The following is an 18,838-nucleotide window of genomic DNA, read 5'->3' on the forward strand; positions in this document are numbered from 1 at the left end:
CGAGTGCGGCTGCCCCGCTCTCGGATCTATCTAACGAAACGATGCTCAATCTGACCCAAGCTCCCGGTCCCATTGCGATCTTACAGCCTCGACGACGGTCTCGTACACCAGCTTGCCGATTGCGGCGCCTAACGGCGAAGCAGTCCCCGCGCTTAAATGGGTGTACGCATAGCTCTCGGATTGGCTGGAAGCGATCATGACGGCGTCGGCAGCCGTGCCGGTGGCCGGATGAAAATGCGACGGATCCGTGATCTTGCACTCCTGCAGCGCAGCCGTTTTTGCTTCCGTAACCGTAATAACCGCATTCACCATCGCGGAAGTCGAGAGCTGCCCGTCAATGAATAAAAACGTATGTATGGCTTCCGCCGTCCGGACCGTATCGTGAGGCAGCCCGGCCCGAACCGCGTCCGACGTGCCGGCCGTCGTACAGCAAAGCAGGGTGAACGTCTCTCCTTGCGCTTCGCCGATCGAAGCATGCGTCAGATCGGCCGACGTCATCATGCCGATGGTCGTATGATGCGAGTACCCCCATTCACCCAGCATTCGCACCAAGTCGGCGCCTCGGTCCTCGCTTTTGTATGCGGGAGGGACTTTCCAATCGATAAACCGATATCCGCTGCCAAACCCGCCGCCATGCGCGGCGCTGCTCAGCGTCAATTGAGGCTCGCCTGTTTTCAAGATCATCCGGTCATCCGCCATTCGCACTGTAATGCCGGGACAAATGACCGAGTTATACAGCTTGTTTCCATTTCGAAAAGGCTGGCTCATCCGCTCGTCTCCTTCCTATCTCCTATACGGATCCCTAGCTGTGCGCCTATCTCTGCTATTATTTATTACACCAGAACCACCATGAGGCTAAACAGGAGCATCGATTCTATTAGTTCAGTCATAGCTCCATAGGTATCTCCCGTTAGCCCGCCCAGTTTGCGGGTCAGCCATACGCTAAGCAGAGTGCCCGCCGCAATCGTGATCCCCGCTAGGGCAAGCAGCAGGGGCCCGGTCTCGTTCGCAAGCCCCGGAATTGCCAGCCCGATCACCGCGATCATCGCCATTTGAAACCCTATTGCCCACGCCGTATGACGGATGCGCACCGATTGGAACATGGAGGCCATCCCTTCGTCCGGCCTGGCTAGCGGCCATCCCTTCATGGCAATCACGATCCATAGCCGGCTCCAAGCGCAAGCCAGCATCGTCAACGGCATTGCGAAGCGCCACTCTAGGGCAGGAGCCTCCATCATGGCGGTCAACACCGAGAATTTCAATAACAGCACCGCAGCGGCCGCCAGCACGCCCATTGCGCCGACCCGGCTATCCTTCATAATCGCGAGCATCTTCTCTCGGGAACGGTAGCTGAGCACCCCGTCGGCGGTATCCATCAGTCCGTCCATATGAAGCCCGCCGCTCAGCGCAAGCCAGATGAGGAGAAGAATGACGGCAGCCGGCATCGCCGGCATCGCGCCATGCAGGAGCCAGCCGGCCCCGGCTACAATCCCGCCGATCACGGCGCCGACGACCGGATAGTACACCACGCTGCGCGCCAACATTTCCGGCGTGAACGGGATGGCGACCGGAATCGGGATTCTCGTCAGCAGCTGAAAGGCGGTCCCGGCCGCCTGCAGCTGTTCTTTCAGCAACCTGATGATCAAGCTAGTCCTCCTCCAATTGAAACGCATGCGCTTTCAAATCGAGCGGGATACCTGCCACCACGAGCAAAGCTTGCCGGCAGACGGCTGCCAGCTTCCTATTGAGCCTTCCCGCCTCGTCTCGAAACCGCCGCCCGAGCGGGTAAGCGGGCACGATCCCGCTGCCGACCTCATTGGTTACGAGCAGCAAGGGACCGGTATAGCCGGCGACGGCTTCCACGAGCTTATCGACCTCGTCATGTAACCGGACAGCATCAATGCGCGCCGTACCCTCCGTTTCGCCTTCCTCAAGCCGCAGCATGTGATTCGTCAGCCACAGCGTCAGGCAGTCGACGAGGACGGCGGGCCGCTCCGCCGATTCCGCCGTTTCCGCTTCAAGACGCTTCAGCAGCTCTGCCACCGCATACGGCTCTTCGATCGTTTCCCACGCATACCCGGACTGCTCGCGCGTAAGGCGGTGATGCTCGGTGCGCTCCCTCATTTCGTCGTCCCACGCTTGCGATGTGGCGATATAGACGCCGCGCTTTGACAGCTTCCTTGCGTAGGCTTCGGCAAACCCGCTTTTTCCGCTGCGCGCGCCGCCGGTAATCAGTACTCTCATCGTCGAAGTCTCACCCCGCCAAGCTTTTTCTGCTTACCCGCGAGATACGCCCGCGCTTTCGAAAGTGGCCATCTCCCGCATGATTCTCATTGCCGCATCGATAACATGAAACCCAAGCACTGCGCCGGTCCCTTCACCGAGCCGCATATCCAGATGGATCATCGGCGAAAGCCCGATCCCCTCAAGCAGCTTCCGATGTCCTTGCTCTTGGGAGAGATGCGAACCGATCATGTACGCGACCGCCTGCGGCGCGATCGATGCTGCGACAAGGGCCGCAGCCGAAGAGATGAACCCGTCGATGACGACAGGCCGGCGATTGGCGGCCGCGCCGAGAATGACGCCGACAAGACCGGCGATCTCAAGCCCGCCGACTTTCGCGAGCGCGCCGACCGGATCTGCCGGCGAAGGCTCATTGCAAGCCAGCGCGCGGTTTACGACGTCTACCTTGTGAGCGCGGCGCTCTTCGTGAATGCCCGTGCCAAGGCCCACCGCTTCATCGGCGGACATGGCCCCGAATGCGGCGCACAGCGCCGAGCTTGCGGTCGTGTTGCCGATCCCCATTTCACCCGTCGCGAACATGCGGTAGCCGTCAGCCGCGAGCTTTTCCGCCAAGTCGAATCCCGCCATAATCGCGCCGATTGCGTCCTCTCGCGTCATCGCGGGACCTTTTGTCATGTTCGCCGTCCCTTTACGGGTTTTGCAGCTGATCAGCGAATCGTGCACCAAATCCGCGTTTACGCCCATATCGACGCAGTAAACGTCCGCGCCTGCCCCTCTTGCCAATACGTTGACGCAAGCGCCGCCGGCAAGAAAATTAAACACCATCTGCGGCGTGACCTCCGCCGGGAACGCGCTTACCCCCTCTTCGCAGACGCCGTGGTCGCCTGCCATCACGATGACGGCCCGCTTCGACAGATCGGCGGCGAGTTCGCCGGTAATGCCCGCGATTTGCCGCGCGATTGCTTCCAGCTTCCCCAAGCTGCCGGGCGGCTTCGTCAAACTGTCTAAATGCCGCTGAGCGGCTTCCATTCGATCGCCGTATAGCGGTTCTATACGATCAAGCCTAGTCGCAAGCTGATGTTCCTGTTCGATCACGGTACTCGCTTCCTCTCTATCCATCTTTCTGTAATAATATCGTTTCCAGGAGGAACTGCGGATTGCAGCAAAATTTGCGGAACTCCGGTATCCGGATGCGGCAGCACGATGGCATTAGCGCCGTAAACGGCCTGAATCATTTCCGGCCGGATGACGGCAGCAGGCGGACCGAAGGCTTCAATGCCGCCATCATGCAGCACGAGCAGTTCGTCGCAATAATGCGCCGCCAAATTTAAATCATGCAGCACGGCAACGACCGTCAGACCGCGTTCGCGCTGCCACTGCTTCACCGTATCAAGCAGCCCGACCTGGTACCCGATATCCAAATAAGTGGTCGGCTCGTCCAGCATCAGCAGTTCCGGCTCTTGAGCCATCACTTTCGCCAAGGCGACACGTTGCCGCTCGCCGCCGCTCAGCTGATCGATCCGACGGTGCTGCATACCTGCAAGCCCCATGGCTTCCAGCGCGGCATCGACCGCTTCGCCGCCTCCGGCGGTCTCTTCACCGATCCAGTTTTGATAAGGGAACCTCCCCATCGTCACGACCTCGCGCACCGTAAAGCCGACAGGCGGGAGACCGCCTTGCTGCAGCATGGCGGTCCATTTGGCCAATTCCTTGCGCTTGTAAGCCCGTGCCTCTCGCCCCCGGAGGAGCACCTCGCCGGAGTCGGGCGGCTCAAGCCCCGTAAGCAGCTGCAGCAGCGTCGACTTGCCTGCCCCGTTCGCCCCGATAATGCCGTACATGCGCCCTTCCTGCATCGTAAAGCTGATCGACCGCAAAATGCTTTTGCCCGCAACCGACTTCGTTAAACGTACGACTTCAATCATCCTTGCGAGCCTCCTTGCAGCACCTTGCGCCGATAGAGCAAATAGGCGAAGAACGGCGCTCCGATGAGCGCCGTCACGACGCCGAGCGATATTTCCTTCGGGCTAAGCGCCGTGCGGGCAAGCGTGTCCGCCCATAGCAGATAGAGTGCTCCGCCAGCGGCGGAAAGCGGAATGATCAGGCGGTAGTCCGGACCGACCAGCAGCCTTAGTAAATGCGGCACTACGAGGCCTACGAAGCCGACTACGCCCGCGATCGATACGGCCGCTGCCGTCAGCAGCGTGGAAACGATCAGCACAATCAGCTTCGTACGCTCGACATTTACGCCTAGATGGGCCGCGTGCTTCTCGCCAAGCACAAACAAATTCAAATGCTGGGCATAACGGATCAACACCGGCATGCCTACGATGAGAAACGGCAAAATCAGCTTCGCATGCGCCCAGCTGCGGGCGCTCAAGCTGCCCATCAACCAGAACATCGCTTCGTTGATGACGCTTTGCGACATGGAAACCATAAAGGTCACGAATGCGCCAAGAAACGCTTGCACGATGACGCCCGATAGAATGAGCGTCTCCACTTCAATGGCGCCGCGCGCCCGAGAAAGCGCGAATACCATGACCAGTGTAACCATCCCCGTCATAAACGCGACCGCCGGGACGGACCACAAGCCGAATGCCGATTGATAACCGAACACGATCATAAAGGCGGCGCCCACCGAGCAGCCCGTTGCAACGCCAAGCGTAAACGGATCCGCGAGCGGATTCCGCAGCACGCCCTGGAACCCGGCTCCAGCCAATGCCAGAGCAGCACCAACCAGCATCGCCAGTACGACTCTCGATAGCCTGAGCTGAGTGACGATCGCAATATCTGCCGCATCAAAGCGGCCTTCCGCCGCGTTCATCCACGGGAGTTGATGAAGCAAAATGCCCCAAACGTCGGGCAGCGGCATCCGGGAGGAGCCGATCGACAGACTGACGACAACCGACGCGGCAAGGAGGAGCATCGCTGCCCCTCCGTACGTAACCAATTTGCGTCTCATCTTATTTCAGCTGGCCGGCCAAATCCGGATGCAGCTTTTTCGCTACTTCCAAGAGCCCTTCCGCAAGGCGCGGACCTACGCGTGTCAGCGGATCTTGATCGACTTCGAATACCTGCTTATTCTTAATGGCGTTAATCGTATCCCACCCCGGTCTGGCTTCGATCGCCGATAGAATCGGGTTTTTCTCGCCCTCTCCAACGGTCATCGAAGCATAAATGATCTGGTCCGGATTGGACTTCACGACCGTTTCCGGATCGATTTCGTACCAGCCCGGCTCCGTCGCGATATTCGCGCCCCCGGCAAGAGTAATCAACTCATCGAGAAATTCCCCTTTGCCAACGGTCCAGCCCGGCGCGAATTCCAAATAGACATTGCGTTTCGGTGCATCCTTAACGGCATTAACAACTTGATCCCGAACTTGCTGCATATGTGCCGCAACTTCATTTGCCTGCTCGTTCTTATTCAAGATTTGACCGATTTGCTTCACCTTCTCGATTACGGCATCGTATGTTTTCGGATCGGTCGCATACACGGGAATGTTCAATGAACGCAGCTTCTCGACCGCGGCTTTCCCCATCGCAAACGAAGCAAGGACGAGATCAGGCTTCAGCGAGACGACTTTCTCGAAATTGACGTCCATGTTGCCGATCTTCTCCAAGCTCTCCGCTTCCTTCGGATAGTTCGAATAGTCGTCAACGCCGACAAGCGATGCCTCGGCACCTATCGCGTAGACGATTTCCGTTTCGCTCGGAAGGAGCGTAACGATTCGCTGCGGAGCAGTCTCAAACGTTAGCTCCGTACCCGATACATCCTTCACCGTGATCGGATATGCGGTGGCTTGACCGGCAGTATTGGCTGCCTTGTTCGCGGCATTGCCGCCCGCTTCTGTTTGGTTTTGGTTATTGTCCGCGGAGCCGCAAGCTGACGTAACGATCAGCATGGCAGCGACGATCAGCATCGCGCCGACCTTATTTAATGTCATTAAATTAAAATTCATTGGATCTCAAACTCTCCCTGTTTTAGTATTTCGTACCTTTTGCTCAAATGCCTGCCGACATGCCATCCGTAAAACAAAAAAAGCATTTCCGACTTATAGCGTCAGAAATGCTCACGTTCCGTAGAACAGCGGCTGGCCGTCCGTGCGCCGATTTCGCGGCGGAATCCGTTTCCGAATTCGAGTCCTAGCCAATCTCCAACACCTCCCTAAGTCCACGTAGGTAGCGTTCAATCCGAAACAGGCAGGTTTCCTGACTCGAAGCACTTGACATCAACGTCTTCCCAACCGCAGTGACGGCCAGTGACTTTATATTGATGCATTGTCGACCGGAGCGTGCAGCTCCTCGACGCTTCTTACAGTGGCGGGTCCGTGCCGGTCTTTCACCGGTCTTCCCTATTAAGCTAGGCATACTCGATTCTCGTTTTCCCCTCGAATCGGCATCGCCAAGCACCTGTTTCTATGAATATGCTATTGTGCACGTGTAACTATACCATTCCCCCATCAGGTTGTCTATACTTGGCCCCGTCTTCTCAAGAACCGGTTCATTTGGCCGTTTAAACGCAATGCATTCAGCACAACCGACACCGAGCTGAGCGCCATAGCCGTACCGGCCATCCACGGCTCGATGCCGCCAAATGCCGCGAACGGGATGACGACGACGTTGTACAGCAGCGCAAAGCCAAGGTTTTGGCGGATATTCCGCACCGTCAGCCTGCTGATCTGCAGCGCTTCATAGATGCCGGTCAGCCTTGACCGAAGCAGCGTCATATGCCCGGCGTCCAGCGCGGCTTCCGTCCCGCCGCCCATTGCGATGCCGACATCCGCCGCGGCAAGCGCCGGCGCATCGTTCCAGCCGTCGCCGACCATCGCGGTCACGCGGCCTTCCGCTTGCAGCTTGCGGATCAGCTCGGCTTTGTGCTCGGGCAGCATGGAAGCATGCACATCGGTGCGGGCGATCCCCGTCGTTTCCGCAACGCTCAGCGCAGCCGACAGGTGATCGCCTGTAGCCAGCAAGAGCCGAATGCCTTCTTCGGCGATGGCGGAAACCGCTTCTGTCGAGGTCCGCTTCACTTGATCCGTAAATGCGAACGCCCCTGCGCACTCGCCGTCCACCGCGGCATAGATCACCGTCTCGCCAGCCGCCTCCCTCCGCTCCGCAAATCGAAGCAGGATCCGGTTGATCTGCCATCCCCGCTCGGCGGCGAAACCGGCATTCCCGATCTCTATCCGCTTCCCGTCAACGATAGCCTCAATTCCTTTGCCCGGAAACGATTGAAACGATGCCGATACCGGAATAACGAGTCCGGCCCGCCTCGCGGCGTTTTTAATCGCCGCCGCGAATGGATGCTGCGAGCCTGCTTCCGCGGACGCCGCCAAGCGCAGCATCGCACTCGGCGAGCCGGATAGCGCCGATACCTCCGTTAACGCCGGCTTTCCCTCTGTTAACGTACCTGTCTTATCCAGTACGATAGTATCGAGCTGAGCCAACCGCTCGAGCGCGCCCGCTTCCTTCATGACGATGCCCCTGCGAGCCAGCTTGCCCGTTGCCAGCACCAGCGAAATCGGTGCCGCCAGGCCAAGCGCGCAAGGACATGCCGCCAGCAGCACCGCCAGCGCGTGAATCGAGGCCGTTCCCCAGCTTCCCGGCTCTAGCCACAACAGCCAAAGAAGCAGCGTGCAGACGGACAGCAGCAGCATCACCGGGACAAAAATCCCCGATATCCGGTCAACCTTGCGGCCGATCGACGATTTCGTCGATTGCGCCTGGCGCGTGAGCGCGGCAATTCGGCTCAGCATCGTAGCCTGGCCAAGCGCCGTCACGCGAATCCGCAGTTCATGCCCCCTCACGATCGTTCCGGCGTAGACGTGATCGCCCGCCGACCGCGCGACGAGCGCGCTTTCGCCGGTAAGAAACGATTCATCGAACGTCGAATGTCCTTCGATGATCACGCCGTCGGCCGGCAGCGGTTCGTCCACAGCGGCGATGAGCTGGTCCCCTACACGGACGCGGACGAGCGGAACCCGTTCCCGGCTGCCGCCGCGCATAACGATCGCTTCGGTTGCCTGAAGGGACGCGAAGCTGTCGCTCTCCTTCATCACCCGCGCCGATGCGGATGCCTCCAGCAGCTTGCCCAGCAGCACGGCTGTAATGACCACCGCCGAAGTCTCGAAATATAGCGGGCCGCCCTTCATCATTGAAATATAGCTGTATGCAAACGCCGCGGTCGTACCGATCGCCACTAACACATCCATGTTCGCGATCCGCTCTCGCAAGGCGTAAAACGCGCCGAAATAGAACGGCATCCCGATAAAAAACTGGATGATCGCCGCCAGTACGAATTGCAGCAGAGGCTCTTGGATGAGCAGCGGCACCGGGATGCCGCGCAGCCATTCGTAATGATGCGCCATCGTCCAAAGCAGCGGCAGCGTGAATAGCACGGACACGAATACCCGGACGCGCAGCGAATCCAGCTCCATGTCGCCGGCTTCGTCTTTGCCATAAAGGAAAGCCTGGAATCCGAGCTGCCCGATCCGTTCAATAATCGCGGCAGGAGCCGTCTGTTCCGGCGAGTAGGTGATATAGGCGGATTTGGCCGCATAATGGACGGACACGCCCGATACGCCGGCCAACTTGCCGACAGCCCGTTCAATACGGGTCGCGCATGCCGTGCAGCTCATTCCGTGAATCCGCAAATCAAGCGCGTCAACAACGCTTTGCTGTTGCATTGTGGTCCTCCTATCCACTCCGAAGCATCAGCCGAAGCATAGCCATGATCCGCTCCAAGCTGTCCTACTCTTCACTATATGGCAGGGTTGTTCGACTCATGATACAAACCAAAAAAGAGCACCTCCCCGCTAATGCGCAAAAGTGCTCCTTCATTTCACTTTATTGCCCGGTCTTAACCTCGCCAGGCCAGCTCAGCATGCCGCCAAGCACGTTGACGACCTCGTAGCCTTGCGCGGCCAAATAGTCCCCAACACGGCCGCTCCGGCTGCCGCTTCTGCAGATCAGGTAAATAGGCTCCTCAAACTGGTTCAGCTCGCCAAGGTGCTGAACGAAAACGGACATCGGAATGCTCACCGCTTCCTTGATATGCCCGGATTCCCATTCGTCCGGCTCCCGTACATCGATGAGGCTCAACTTCTCGCCTTCGCGAAGCCGGGTTTCCAGCTCGCTTGCCGTTATTTCTCCCATCTTCCTCGTACAACTCCTTCTGGACATTTTGAACGTGATACCTGCATTTTACTCTTTCGCGGGGTCCCGTGTCCATGCAGCGACATAAAGAAACAGCATCCGCTGCTCAAGCATGGACGCTGTTTCGGATGAAATATACAGTTGTTAAATACGAACCGCCGTACCGCTGACCGCCACCATCAGCATGCCTTCGCGGACCACTTCATAATCGATGTCGATGCCGACAATCGCATTGGCACCCATACGGGAAGCTTGGCCCGACATTTCATTGAAAGCTAAGTCGCGCGCTTCCTTCAGCTTGGTCTCGTATGCGCCGGAACGTCCTCCGACGATGTCCGTAATCGACGCGAACAGGTCACGCACGATGTTCGCTCCCATAATGGCTTCCCCGGTTACGACGCCTAGGTATTGCTGAATCGGTTGTCCTTCAATAGCAGGTGTAGTGGACAAAATCATCGTAAATCCCTCCCAATCGGTATAGTTTGTCATACGCAACAAACGAAAATTGGATTCAAATCATGGGAGAAAATGTCGGCAGCCCGTCTACTTTCCCATCCTCCATGAATTGGATGCGCACCACTTTCTCGCTGTGCTGCTCAAACCAGATTCTGACGGTTACCTCAAACTTGCGGGCGCCTTTGCTTAGCAGCAGCCGGAAAGTTTCGGACATCAAGCCGGCATCCTCGACTTTACGTCCGACATGCTTGTAATCGACGATTTCGGCATGGTACTTGTGCATCGTTTCTTTCATCGCCAGACGTCCCCACTTCGCGTATTGCGGCTCGGCGGATACTTGCGCAGCGGAGCCGATCAACACCATGAATGTCATCATGAGAACAAGGATGGATCTCATTCTACCACCTCCAGATTATAAACGATGGTAGAATTCCCCATTTTACGTGGATTCATACATCCTTGTATCGGTCCTGTTGTCAATCGCTTTCGGTTTGCTTTCCATTGCGTGTACGGCATAGAGCAACGCGATGCTCCAGCCCCATAGAAAAACGGTCCAGAGCGGATCGAGCACGCCTTTCGGCGGATGAACGAACTGGTACGGAACGCCGTCGGTCAGCAGGATTTCCCGCAGAAAAACACCAATCCGAAGCGCGGCCATCGTTCCGGTTAACAGCGCCAATGCTTTCATAGCTCCGGCCATCCTTCCTCTCTGCTTGGCCAGATAAAGGAGCGAAGCGACAAAGCAGCCGAACAGCGCGGATGACATTGGGGCTACGATGAAAATGCCGATAAATCCAAGATAGATGATGAACATGTCCTTCAGCAAAAACAGCAGCAGCGCAACCGAGACAGCGACAAACCAGAGCACCGCTTTGGTCCCTCGCGAAGCAACCGGGATCCGCTGTTTATACGTTTCAGTGCGGCGGAATTGACGGTAACGCATCAATAGACATATACCGGGGATGGCAAGCCCAATGATGGAGAATCCGAACTGCAGATTCTGATACAGCGCCCTTCCTCCAATGCGACTATGAAGAATAGGAAACGATTCGACAAATATGCCTGAAGCATGAGTCCATGCATCCATGAACATATGGGTCAAATAACCGATATAGAGCGAAACGAGAAAGATAAGCCACGACTGAAACGAGCGAAGCCTCCATTCTGCGCACAACGCTTTCGCAAATTGATCCAGCCTGCCGAATGCAGGCAGAAATTTAGGCAGCACGGGCTTCACTATGCAGTGGAAAGCAAATGCAAACGCGATGCCAAGCGGCAGTCCTTGCACGAGAAAGCCGAGCAGGGAATGCCCGATGCTCTGATAGGGCTCCATCGCCATAAAGTACTCCATATCAGGCGACATGCTGCCCAGCACTAGTCCGGTCAGGCTCACCCACTTCGGAGCGATCCGCCGCAGCGGAGCGGCGAAGAACGGATGAGAAAACGTGAATGGCATCGGCCTTAATCCAACCCGCCGAATTTATCGGGCGGCCATAAGCGAAATATGGCACGGCCCTCCAGGCTGGACATGGCGATGGGACCCAGCTCACGGCTGTCTTGGCTGTTTTCGCGGTTATCGCCCATGACGAAAACCGATTTCGGCGGGACGGTGAACGGCATTTCCATGCCGTTTGCGAACGTCCGCCCTTTAACGTATGGCTCGTTTTGCAGCTCGCCATTCAAAACCACCCGACCGTCACCGGTGATGTTGATGACGTCGCCCGGCAGCCCGATCACGCGCTTAATAAGGCGCTTGTCGCTTTCCGGTCCGTGAATGATGACGATATCCCCCCGTTCCGGCGAATCGAACCGGTAGCTGATTTTATCTTCGATCAAGCGCTGGCCTTCCACCAACGTTTTTTGCATGGATACGTTTCTTACTTCCGTTTGAGCAAAAGCATAGTTCTGAATGAGAAGCGCCGCTACAACCGCTACGCCCAGCGACACGGTCCAGTCTCTAGCTTCTTTCACCCAGGATTTCTTGGGCTTATGTACTTGCAGGTTAGGCTTCTCCACTTGAGTTTCTCCTCTCTTGCCTTGCTGTTTCTCTTTATCTAATACGACTTTTACCCGTAATTTGTTTCTATCCAAACGACTTTTAAGAAAAAGCATTGCCCAGTCCGGTTATCGTACGATAAAGTTAGGGAGTTGCCGTTATTTATTTCTAAGGAGTGAGTTCCTCTTGTCCGCTGAAGCGAAAGCCGCACCAATTCCGACTTCCCGTGCCGATCATGTCATTTTTATCATCGTTACGCTGCTGTACTGGTCGACGTTATATGTCTATGTACCGATTCTCCCCCCATTTATGAAAAGCAGCGGCTATGCCGACGTACTGATCGGCATCGTGCTCGGAAGCTACGGCTTCACCCAAATGCTGATCCGGTTTCCCCTTGGCCTCGCATCGGACAAGCTGCATAAGCGCAAGCCCTTCCTAATGCTTGGCATGATAAGCGGGGCGCTGAGCTGCGTCTTGTTTATGATTCCCGGCTCTTGGCTGTGGCCGCTCGCCGGACGCATGATGTCCGGCGTCTGCGCCTCCGCTTGGGTCGCGTTCACGGTGCTTTACGCCGCCTACTTCGCCGCCGGCGAGGCGACCAAGGCAATGAGCAATATCAGCTTTATGACGGTGTCGGGGCAATTGATCGGCATGACGTTAAGCGGGTGGCTTGCCGGCGCTTACGACTGGAATGCGGCCTTTATCGCAGGCATCGGAATAGGCGCGGCTGGCCTTCTGCTTACGTTTGCGGTCAAGGAGCCGCGGGAAGGCGTCGCGCGGGAGCCGATATCGCTCACGCATTTGCGCGAGGTCGTGCGCACCCCTTCCCTTCAACGTGTATCGACGCTCTCGATCCTTGCCCATTGCGTGCTGTTCATCACCATGTTCGGCTTCACGCCGTTGAAGGCGACCTCCTTAGGCGCTTCCAGCAGCCAACTCACCTTGATTGTGATCGCCTTCATGGTGCCTCATGCCATTGCTTCGCTGCTGTCCGGACGGCTGATAGCGCCCAAGTTCGGGAATAGGGCCGTCATCTCGGCAGGCTTCGCTCTGAGCGGCATCTTCACGGTAGCGATCGCATATTCGCCTTCACTGGGATGGCTGGCGGTCACGCAGGCGCTGAACGGCTTCGCTCAGGGCCTGCACTTGCCATTGCTGCTCGGACTCGCCATACAGCCGTTTGCGTCCTCTAAACGCGCGACCGCGATGGGCTTCTACCAAGCCATCTATTCCATCGGCATGTTCGCAGGACCGTTCCTTGCCGGCTTTATCAATGAAGCCTACGGCCGGGATTACGGCTTTTGGCTCGGCGGACTGTTCGCGCTGGCTGCGCTCGTCTGCATGTTCGTTTGGCGGCGCCGCGACCATGCGCGGCAGACCGCTTAGTTTAGCCCGGTTTCGCATCGGTCTCTAAAATCACCGCCAAACGGCGGTTTTTTTATAGCAAAAAAGGCGCGAAATTCGCGCCTTTACATAGGCTTTTACGTTGATTACATGCACTCTTCCGGATCTTCCGCTTGCGCATCCTCGATCGTGATTTTCTCCGCTACCGTATCGCGGATGACGGAAACGATCGTTTGCAGCAAGTAGTTGATGTCGGCTTGGCTTTGCTGGAACTCCGACACGATCGGAATACCGTCCAGCTCGTCCTGAAGCACTTCGATTTCTTTCTCGATCTTCGCGACCATGTCGGGATTCTTGAACGTCGTTTCGAATGCGACGAGTTCCTTCTGCTTCTTCTTGATTTGCGAGATCAAGCCTTGGATGCGCTCATTGCCTTGAATTTGCTTCTCGGCGCGCTGGAACTGCTGCACTTCCTCGGATGTGAAAATCATGCTCGCCAGCTCTTTGGTCTTGGCCATGATGTCTGCACGAACGATGATGTCCTCTGTGTTGAACTTCGGTACGGTGCAGCCCGCATCGTGGTCATGATCGTGTGCATGGTTATGCTTTGCCGCTTGCTCTTTTGCCAATGGTTCCAGCTCCTCTGTACGTTACGTTAAGATACTGCTTCTTCCATGCGATATTCCAAAACAGGCTCGGCTTTGAGGTACCAGGATTTAGCCTCCGTCACCTTCGCTTCGATAAACTGCCCGATCCATTCCACCGGTCCTTCAATATGAACCAGCTTGTTCGTGCGCGTACGGCCGGACAACACATTCGCATTGTTCTTGCTGACGCCTTCGACAAGGATTTCCACGGTGCGGCCGACCTCCGCTTCGTTGCTTTCACGGCTAAGATCCTCAATGATTCTATTCAACCGCGCAAGCCGCGCTTTCTTCACGGCCTCGGGAATGTTATCCTCCATATCCGCTGCAGGCGTGCCTACGCGCGGGGAATAAATGAAGGTGTAGGCTGACGAAAAACCAACCTCCTGCACGAGCGATAGCGTTTCCTCAAACTGCTCATCGGTTTCGCCAGGGAAGCCGACTATGATATCCGTCGTTAGAATGGCGTCCGGAATCGCCCGCTTAATTTTGGCGACCAGCTCCAGAAACATCTCCCGCGTATATTTACGGCTCATGCGCTTCAATACTTCGGTGCTCCCGGACTGCACCGGCAAATGAATATGCTCCACCAGATTTCCGCGCGTTGCCAGCACTTCGATCAAGTGATCGTCAAAATCGCGCGGATGGCTCGTCGTGAACCGAATGCGCGGAATATCGATTTTGGCCATGTCCGCCATCAAATCGCCGAACCGGTAGTTCAGATCCTCGAAATCCTTGCCGTAAGCATTGACGTTTTGCCCAAGCAGCGTTATTTCTTTAAAGCCTTGACGGGCCAGCTCGCGCACTTCGGCGATGACATCCTCAGGTCGTCTGCTGCGCTCCTTGCCTCTTGTGTAAGGCACGATGCAGTACGTGCAAAACTTGTCGCAGCCGTACATGATGTTTACCCAGCCGCGCATCCCTTCCCGCTTCTTGGGCAGGTTCTCGATAATGTCGCCTTCCTTGGACCAAACCTCGACGACCATTTCTTTGCTGAACAGCGCGTCCTGCAGCAAATACGGCAGACGATGGATATTGTGCGTGCCGAAAATCAAATCGACGAAGCTATGCTTCTGCATGATGCGGCTGACGACCGACTCTTCCTGCGACATGCAGCCGCATACGCCGAGAATCAAGCCCGGCTTCTCGATCTTCAAGTGCTTCAAATGGCCAAGCTCGCCGAATACTTTATCCTCTGCGTTCTCGCGGATCGCGCAAGTATTCAACAAAATGACGTCAGCCTCATTGCGGTCTTCCGTCGGCGCATAGCCCATCTGCTCGAACATGCCCTTCATTACTTCCGTGTCATGTTCGTTCATTTGGCAGCCATAAGTCGTAATATGATAGAGCTTGCCCTTGCCAAGCTCCATTAGCTCCGGCGGCGTCGCGGTTTCGTAATGAACCTGGATCGCTTCCTTGCCTCTGCGTTTCTCTTCTTTATAATTCGGCGCAGCATTCACCGTTATATCTCGACCGTTAATCCGGTAGGTTGTTTTTCCTTCTTCTTCCTTCAGCACTCTCGCGCCAGTAAAGTCAAAGTACTTGGAGAAGTCCTTGCCTTGCTTGCTCAATTCTTTCACGTCCTTCCATATACGTGTCCATTCCAATATTATAGCAAACCCGTCCGCGTTTAGAAAGAAAAATGACCTGCCAACGCTGCTCGAAGCGAGCGAATTGTAACAAAAAAGAGACAATCGGGGATCGATTGTCTCTTCGCGCCAAGCTGACCTCTGCGGTTAGCCGATGATCTCGGCTTGATCGCCGTTTTTTGCGCCCGCTGCATTAGCCTCATCCGTATCGATATGCATATCCAATGCGAACTCAGGCGAAACGCGCGCTATGACATTTTCCAAAATCAAGCCTCGCTCGCCTTGCAGCCTAACGGTCAAACGCTGCTTGTCCGAAATGCCCCAGCGCTCCGCATCGCTCGTATGGAAGTGAATGTGGCGTGCCGCCACAATGACGCCTTCTTCAATCGTAACTTCGCCAGCGGGCCCTTTAATGAGAATTCCCGCCGAGCCTGCAATGTCTCCCGATTCGCGGACAGGCGGATTGATGCCCAGCGTAAACGCGTCCGTGCGCGATACTTCCAGCTGCGTCCGCTTCCGTGCCGGACCTAAGATCCGGACTTTGCCAAAGCTGCCTTTCGGACCTACAACCTCAACCGTTTCGTTTGCTGCATATTGCCCTGGCTGCGAGAGCGGTTTGAAGACGGACAATTCCGCGCCTTGTCCGAACAACGCTTCTACATGCGCCTGCGAGAGATGAATATGTCGGGCGGAAACACCTACAGGAACCATTTTCATATGACCGAAAACACCTTTCTGTACCATTTCGTCAAGAAAGGCATACCGTTCATCGATGAATGGTATGCCTCCTGCTATGCTAGTCTATCTTTTATTTAAATTCTGCCATCAATTTGCTGAACTGCTCCTGCGACAGCGACAAGTCTTGGTTCGCCAAGCCTTCCGCGCCAAATCCGCTAATCATATTCTCGTACGATTTGCGCTCTTTGTTGTGGTAGATAAGGCCTGTGAGCATGCCGTTTGTTTCCATGATTTTGTTCATGGCCGCGATCCGGTTCGTCGGATCGTAATCCGGGAACTGATCGAGGTTCACGATATTCTCTTTGAACCAGTCGTATGTGTTCACTTTGTTGAACGTTACGCAAGGGCTGAACACGTTAATGAGCGAGAAGCCTTTGTGGTTCAGGCCTGCTTCGATTAGCGATGTCAGCTGCTTCAGGTCGCTGGAGAACGATTGCGCGATGAACGTTGCGCCCGCAGAGATTGCGATTTCGAGCGGCGACAGCGTCGACTCGATCGAGCCTTCCGGCGTCGATTTCGTCTTGAAGCCTTCCGCGCTGCGAGGCGAAGTTTGGCCCTTAGTCAAACCGTAAATTTGGTTGTCCATTACGATGTAGGTAATGTCGATATTACGGCGGATCGCGTGAACCGTATGACCCATGCCGATCGCGAAGCCGTCGCCGTCACCGCCTGAAGCGATAACGGTCAGGTCGCGGTTAGCGAGCTTCACGCCTTGCGCAATCGGGAGCGCGCGGCCGTGAATGCCGTGAAGGCCATATGCGTTCACATAACCGGAGATCCGGCCGGAACAGCCAATCCCGGAAATGACAGCCAAGCCTTCCGGCTCAAGGCCTACGTTAGCTGCGGCACGCTGGATAGCGGCTTGAACGGAGAAGTCTCCGCAGCCTGGGCACCAGTTCGGTTTTACGTTATTTCGAAACTCTTTAAATGTAGCCATCTTAGACCAACTCCTTGCATGCTTTGTGCACTTCGGAAGGCAGGAACGGATTTCCGTCGTATTTGAGAACGCTTCTGATCTTATCCGCATAACCTGCATGCAATTTCACTTGATCAGCCAGCTGGCCTGTCGCATTGTTTTCAAGCACGACGACCTTCGCCGCGCTTTGCAGGTAAGGCTTTACGAGATCCGACGGGAACGGATGGATTTGACGTACTGTAATATGGTTTGTTTTCAACCCGTCTTTCTCTAGGCGGAGACGAGCTTCGTCGATTGTACCGCCTGTCGAGCCCATGCCGATGATCAGCAAATCAGCTTCCGCATGAGGCGCATCCGCCCGGACCGCATCGCGGATAACCAATCCGTTCATCTTCGTCAAGCGCTTATCCATCATTTTTTTCCGGTTGACGGCGCTCTCCGAAGGACGGCCCGTTTCATCATGCTCTACGCCCGTTACGTGGTGCAAGCCGTGCTTATCGCCCGGGATAACGCGCGGCGAAATGCCGTCCTCTGTAAACTCATACCGTTTGAACAGTTCGTTCGTTTCAAGCTCAGGCAGCTCGCGAACCAGTTTACCGCGGTTAATAGGCATTTTATTCAAATCCAACTCATCGCAGGATTGCTTACCGAGCGAGAGCTGAAGGTCAGTCATTAGAATAACCGGCACTTGATACTGCTCCGACAGGTTGAACGATTCAATCGTGTCGTAGAAGCAGTCTTCGATGGAAGCAGGCGCGATGACGATCTTCGGAATTTCACCGTGCGTGCCGTATACCATTGCGTTCAAGTCGGATTGCTCTTGCTTCGTCGGCAAGCCCGTGGAAGGGCCGCCGCGCTGGGTATCCACGATAACCAGAGGCGTTTCTGTCATCCCTGCGAGACCGATCGCTTCCATCATGAGAGAAAGACCGGGACCGGCAGATGCCGTCATCGTACGGACGCCCGCGTAGTTGGCGCCGATCGCCATCGTAACCGCCGCGATTTCGTCTTCCGTTTGAACGACGGTACCGCCGAACTTAGGAAGCTTCTTGATCAGGTATTCCATGATCTCGGAAGCCGGCGTAATCGGATAGGCCGACATCAAGCGGCAGCCGCCTGCGACTGCGCCAAGGCCGATCGCTTCGTTTCCGATCATAAACAGCTTTTGTTTGCCGTCAGCCGGTTCTAGGCGGAACTCTTCAAGCGGGCCGCCGGCAAGCTCTAGCACGTAATCGGAGCCGCGTTTAACCGCTTCGATGTTCTTCTCTACGATCGCTGGGCCTTTACGGCCGAATTCTTCTTCTACTGCTTTGTTAAATACATCGATAGGCAGGCCAAGAAGCGCCCAAGACGCGCCGGACGCCACCATGTTTTTCATAAGGGAAGTTCCCAGATCTTCGGCAATCGAAGTAATCGGTACGGCGAATAGTCGTGCGTTAATGCCCTCAGGCAGGACCGGATTGAATTTAGCGTCCGCAACAACGACGCCGCCTGCGCGCAGCTCATGCGCGTTTAGATCGATGCTCTCTTGGTCGAACGCGACCAGGATATCCAAATCATCCGAAATGGCCAGCATCGGCTTCGTGCTGATTCTTATTTTATTATTCGTATGGCCGCCTTTAATACGCGATGAAAAGTGACGGTATCCATACAGGTAGTAACCTAGACGATTAAGAGCTGTCGAGAAAATACGGTCGGTACTTTCAACGCCTTCCCCTTGTTGTCCCCCGATTTTCCAAGACAATTGACTAATCAAAAC

Annotated in this window: 19 protein-coding genes and 1 riboswitch; of the genes, 1 reads left to right on the plus strand and 18 read right to left on the minus strand. The window is 56.0% G+C overall.

Annotated features, from left to right (window positions below):
* Positions 1-45 precede the first annotated feature (45 nt).
* The 13 genes from DL346_RS12220 to lepB form a co-directional block, all read right to left on the minus strand.
* A complete protein-coding gene (locus tag DL346_RS12220; protein WP_112882393.1) occupies positions 46-768 on the minus strand; it encodes an adenosylcobinamide amidohydrolase in 723 nt (240 codons plus the stop codon).
* A gap of 65 nt (positions 769-833) precedes the next feature.
* Entirely contained in the window at positions 834-1,646 is an 813-nt protein-coding gene (gene cobS / locus DL346_RS12225; protein ID WP_240633145.1) for an adenosylcobinamide-GDP ribazoletransferase, read from the minus strand.
* Between the two features lies 1 nt (position 1,647).
* Entirely contained in the window at positions 1,648-2,244 is a 597-nt protein-coding gene (gene cobU / locus DL346_RS12230; RefSeq protein WP_112882394.1) for a bifunctional adenosylcobinamide kinase/adenosylcobinamide-phosphate guanylyltransferase, read from the minus strand.
* Between the two features lie 33 nt (positions 2,245-2,277).
* Complete coding sequence (gene cobT / locus DL346_RS12235; RefSeq protein WP_276311543.1) at positions 2,278-3,339, minus strand: nicotinate-nucleotide--dimethylbenzimidazole phosphoribosyltransferase; 1,062 nt, start codon at positions 3,337-3,339, stop codon at positions 2,278-2,280.
* A complete protein-coding gene (locus DL346_RS12240; RefSeq protein WP_112882396.1) occupies positions 3,336-4,166 on the minus strand; it encodes an ABC transporter ATP-binding protein in 831 nt (276 codons plus the stop codon). The genes cobT and DL346_RS12240 overlap by 4 nt, the downstream gene beginning before the upstream one ends.
* Positions 4,163-5,203, minus strand: a complete 1,041-nt coding sequence (locus tag DL346_RS12245; RefSeq protein ID WP_112882397.1) for a FecCD family ABC transporter permease — start codon at positions 5,201-5,203, stop codon at positions 4,163-4,165. Before DL346_RS12245 ends, DL346_RS12240 begins: the two co-directional genes overlap by 4 nt.
* Before the next feature lies 1 nt (position 5,204).
* Positions 5,205-6,200 carry an ABC transporter substrate-binding protein gene (locus DL346_RS12250; protein ID WP_112882398.1) on the minus strand — a complete coding sequence of 332 codons (996 nt, stop codon included), beginning with the start codon at positions 6,198-6,200 and terminating at the stop codon, positions 5,205-5,207.
* Positions 6,201-6,423: 223 nt separating this feature from the next.
* Positions 6,424-6,670, minus strand: a riboswitch (cobalamin riboswitch).
* A 40-nt stretch (positions 6,671-6,710) separates the two neighbouring features.
* A complete protein-coding gene (locus DL346_RS12255; protein ID WP_112882399.1) occupies positions 6,711-8,927 on the minus strand; it encodes a heavy metal translocating P-type ATPase in 2,217 nt (738 codons plus the stop codon).
* 160 nt (positions 8,928-9,087) lie between these two features.
* Positions 9,088-9,396, minus strand: a complete 309-nt coding sequence (locus DL346_RS12260) for a rhodanese-like domain-containing protein (RefSeq protein WP_112882400.1) — start codon at positions 9,394-9,396, stop codon at positions 9,088-9,090.
* Positions 9,397-9,540: 144 nt separating this feature from the next.
* Complete coding sequence (locus DL346_RS12265) at positions 9,541-9,852, minus strand: heavy metal-binding domain-containing protein (protein WP_112882401.1); 312 nt, start codon at positions 9,850-9,852, stop codon at positions 9,541-9,543.
* Positions 9,853-9,907: 55 nt separating this feature from the next.
* A complete protein-coding gene (locus tag DL346_RS12270) occupies positions 9,908-10,249 on the minus strand; it encodes a DUF3889 domain-containing protein (RefSeq protein WP_112882402.1) in 342 nt (113 codons plus the stop codon).
* Positions 10,250-10,291: 42 nt separating this feature from the next.
* Complete coding sequence (locus tag DL346_RS12275; protein WP_112882403.1) at positions 10,292-11,308, minus strand: DUF4184 family protein; 1,017 nt, start codon at positions 11,306-11,308, stop codon at positions 10,292-10,294.
* Between the two features lie 5 nt (positions 11,309-11,313).
* Complete coding sequence (gene lepB / locus DL346_RS12280) at positions 11,314-11,868, minus strand: signal peptidase I (protein ID WP_240633146.1); 555 nt, start codon at positions 11,866-11,868, stop codon at positions 11,314-11,316.
* A 166-nt stretch (positions 11,869-12,034) separates the two neighbouring features.
* Here lepB and DL346_RS12285 point away from each other — a divergent pair, with 166 nt between their 5' ends.
* Positions 12,035-13,234 (plus strand): MFS transporter, encoded by a 1,200-nt coding sequence (locus tag DL346_RS12285; RefSeq protein ID WP_112882405.1) that lies wholly within the window; start codon positions 12,035-12,037, stop codon positions 13,232-13,234.
* 104 nt (positions 13,235-13,338) lie between these two features.
* Here the strand turns inward: DL346_RS12285 and DL346_RS12290 are convergent, their stop codons facing one another.
* From DL346_RS12290 to DL346_RS12310, 5 genes are all read right to left on the minus strand, one after another.
* Positions 13,339-13,821, minus strand: coding sequence for a YlbF/YmcA family competence regulator (locus DL346_RS12290; RefSeq protein ID WP_112882406.1), 483 nt, complete (start codon positions 13,819-13,821; stop codon positions 13,339-13,341).
* Positions 13,822-13,847: 26 nt separating this feature from the next.
* The gene (miaB, locus tag DL346_RS12295; RefSeq protein ID WP_112882407.1) at positions 13,848-15,407 is read right to left on the minus strand and encodes a tRNA (N6-isopentenyl adenosine(37)-C2)-methylthiotransferase MiaB; all 1,560 of its coding nucleotides are present in this window, start codon (positions 15,405-15,407) and stop codon (positions 13,848-13,850) included.
* Positions 15,408-15,572: 165 nt separating this feature from the next.
* Positions 15,573-16,142 carry a phosphate propanoyltransferase gene (gene pduL / locus DL346_RS12300; protein WP_112882408.1) on the minus strand — a complete coding sequence of 190 codons (570 nt, stop codon included), beginning with the start codon at positions 16,140-16,142 and terminating at the stop codon, positions 15,573-15,575.
* Positions 16,143-16,233: 91 nt separating this feature from the next.
* Positions 16,234-17,100, minus strand: a complete 867-nt coding sequence (locus DL346_RS12305) for a 2-oxoacid:ferredoxin oxidoreductase subunit beta (RefSeq protein WP_112882409.1) — start codon at positions 17,098-17,100, stop codon at positions 16,234-16,236.
* A gap of 1 nt (position 17,101) precedes the next feature.
* Entirely contained in the window at positions 17,102-18,835 is a 1,734-nt protein-coding gene (locus DL346_RS12310; RefSeq protein WP_112883089.1) for a 2-oxoacid:acceptor oxidoreductase subunit alpha, read from the minus strand.
* Between the last annotated feature and the right edge of the window lie 3 nt (positions 18,836-18,838).

The sequence above is a fragment of the Paenibacillus montanisoli genome, assembly GCF_003268025.1.
GTDB lineage: Bacteria > Bacillota > Bacilli > Paenibacillales > Paenibacillaceae > Paenibacillus_Z > Paenibacillus_Z montanisoli.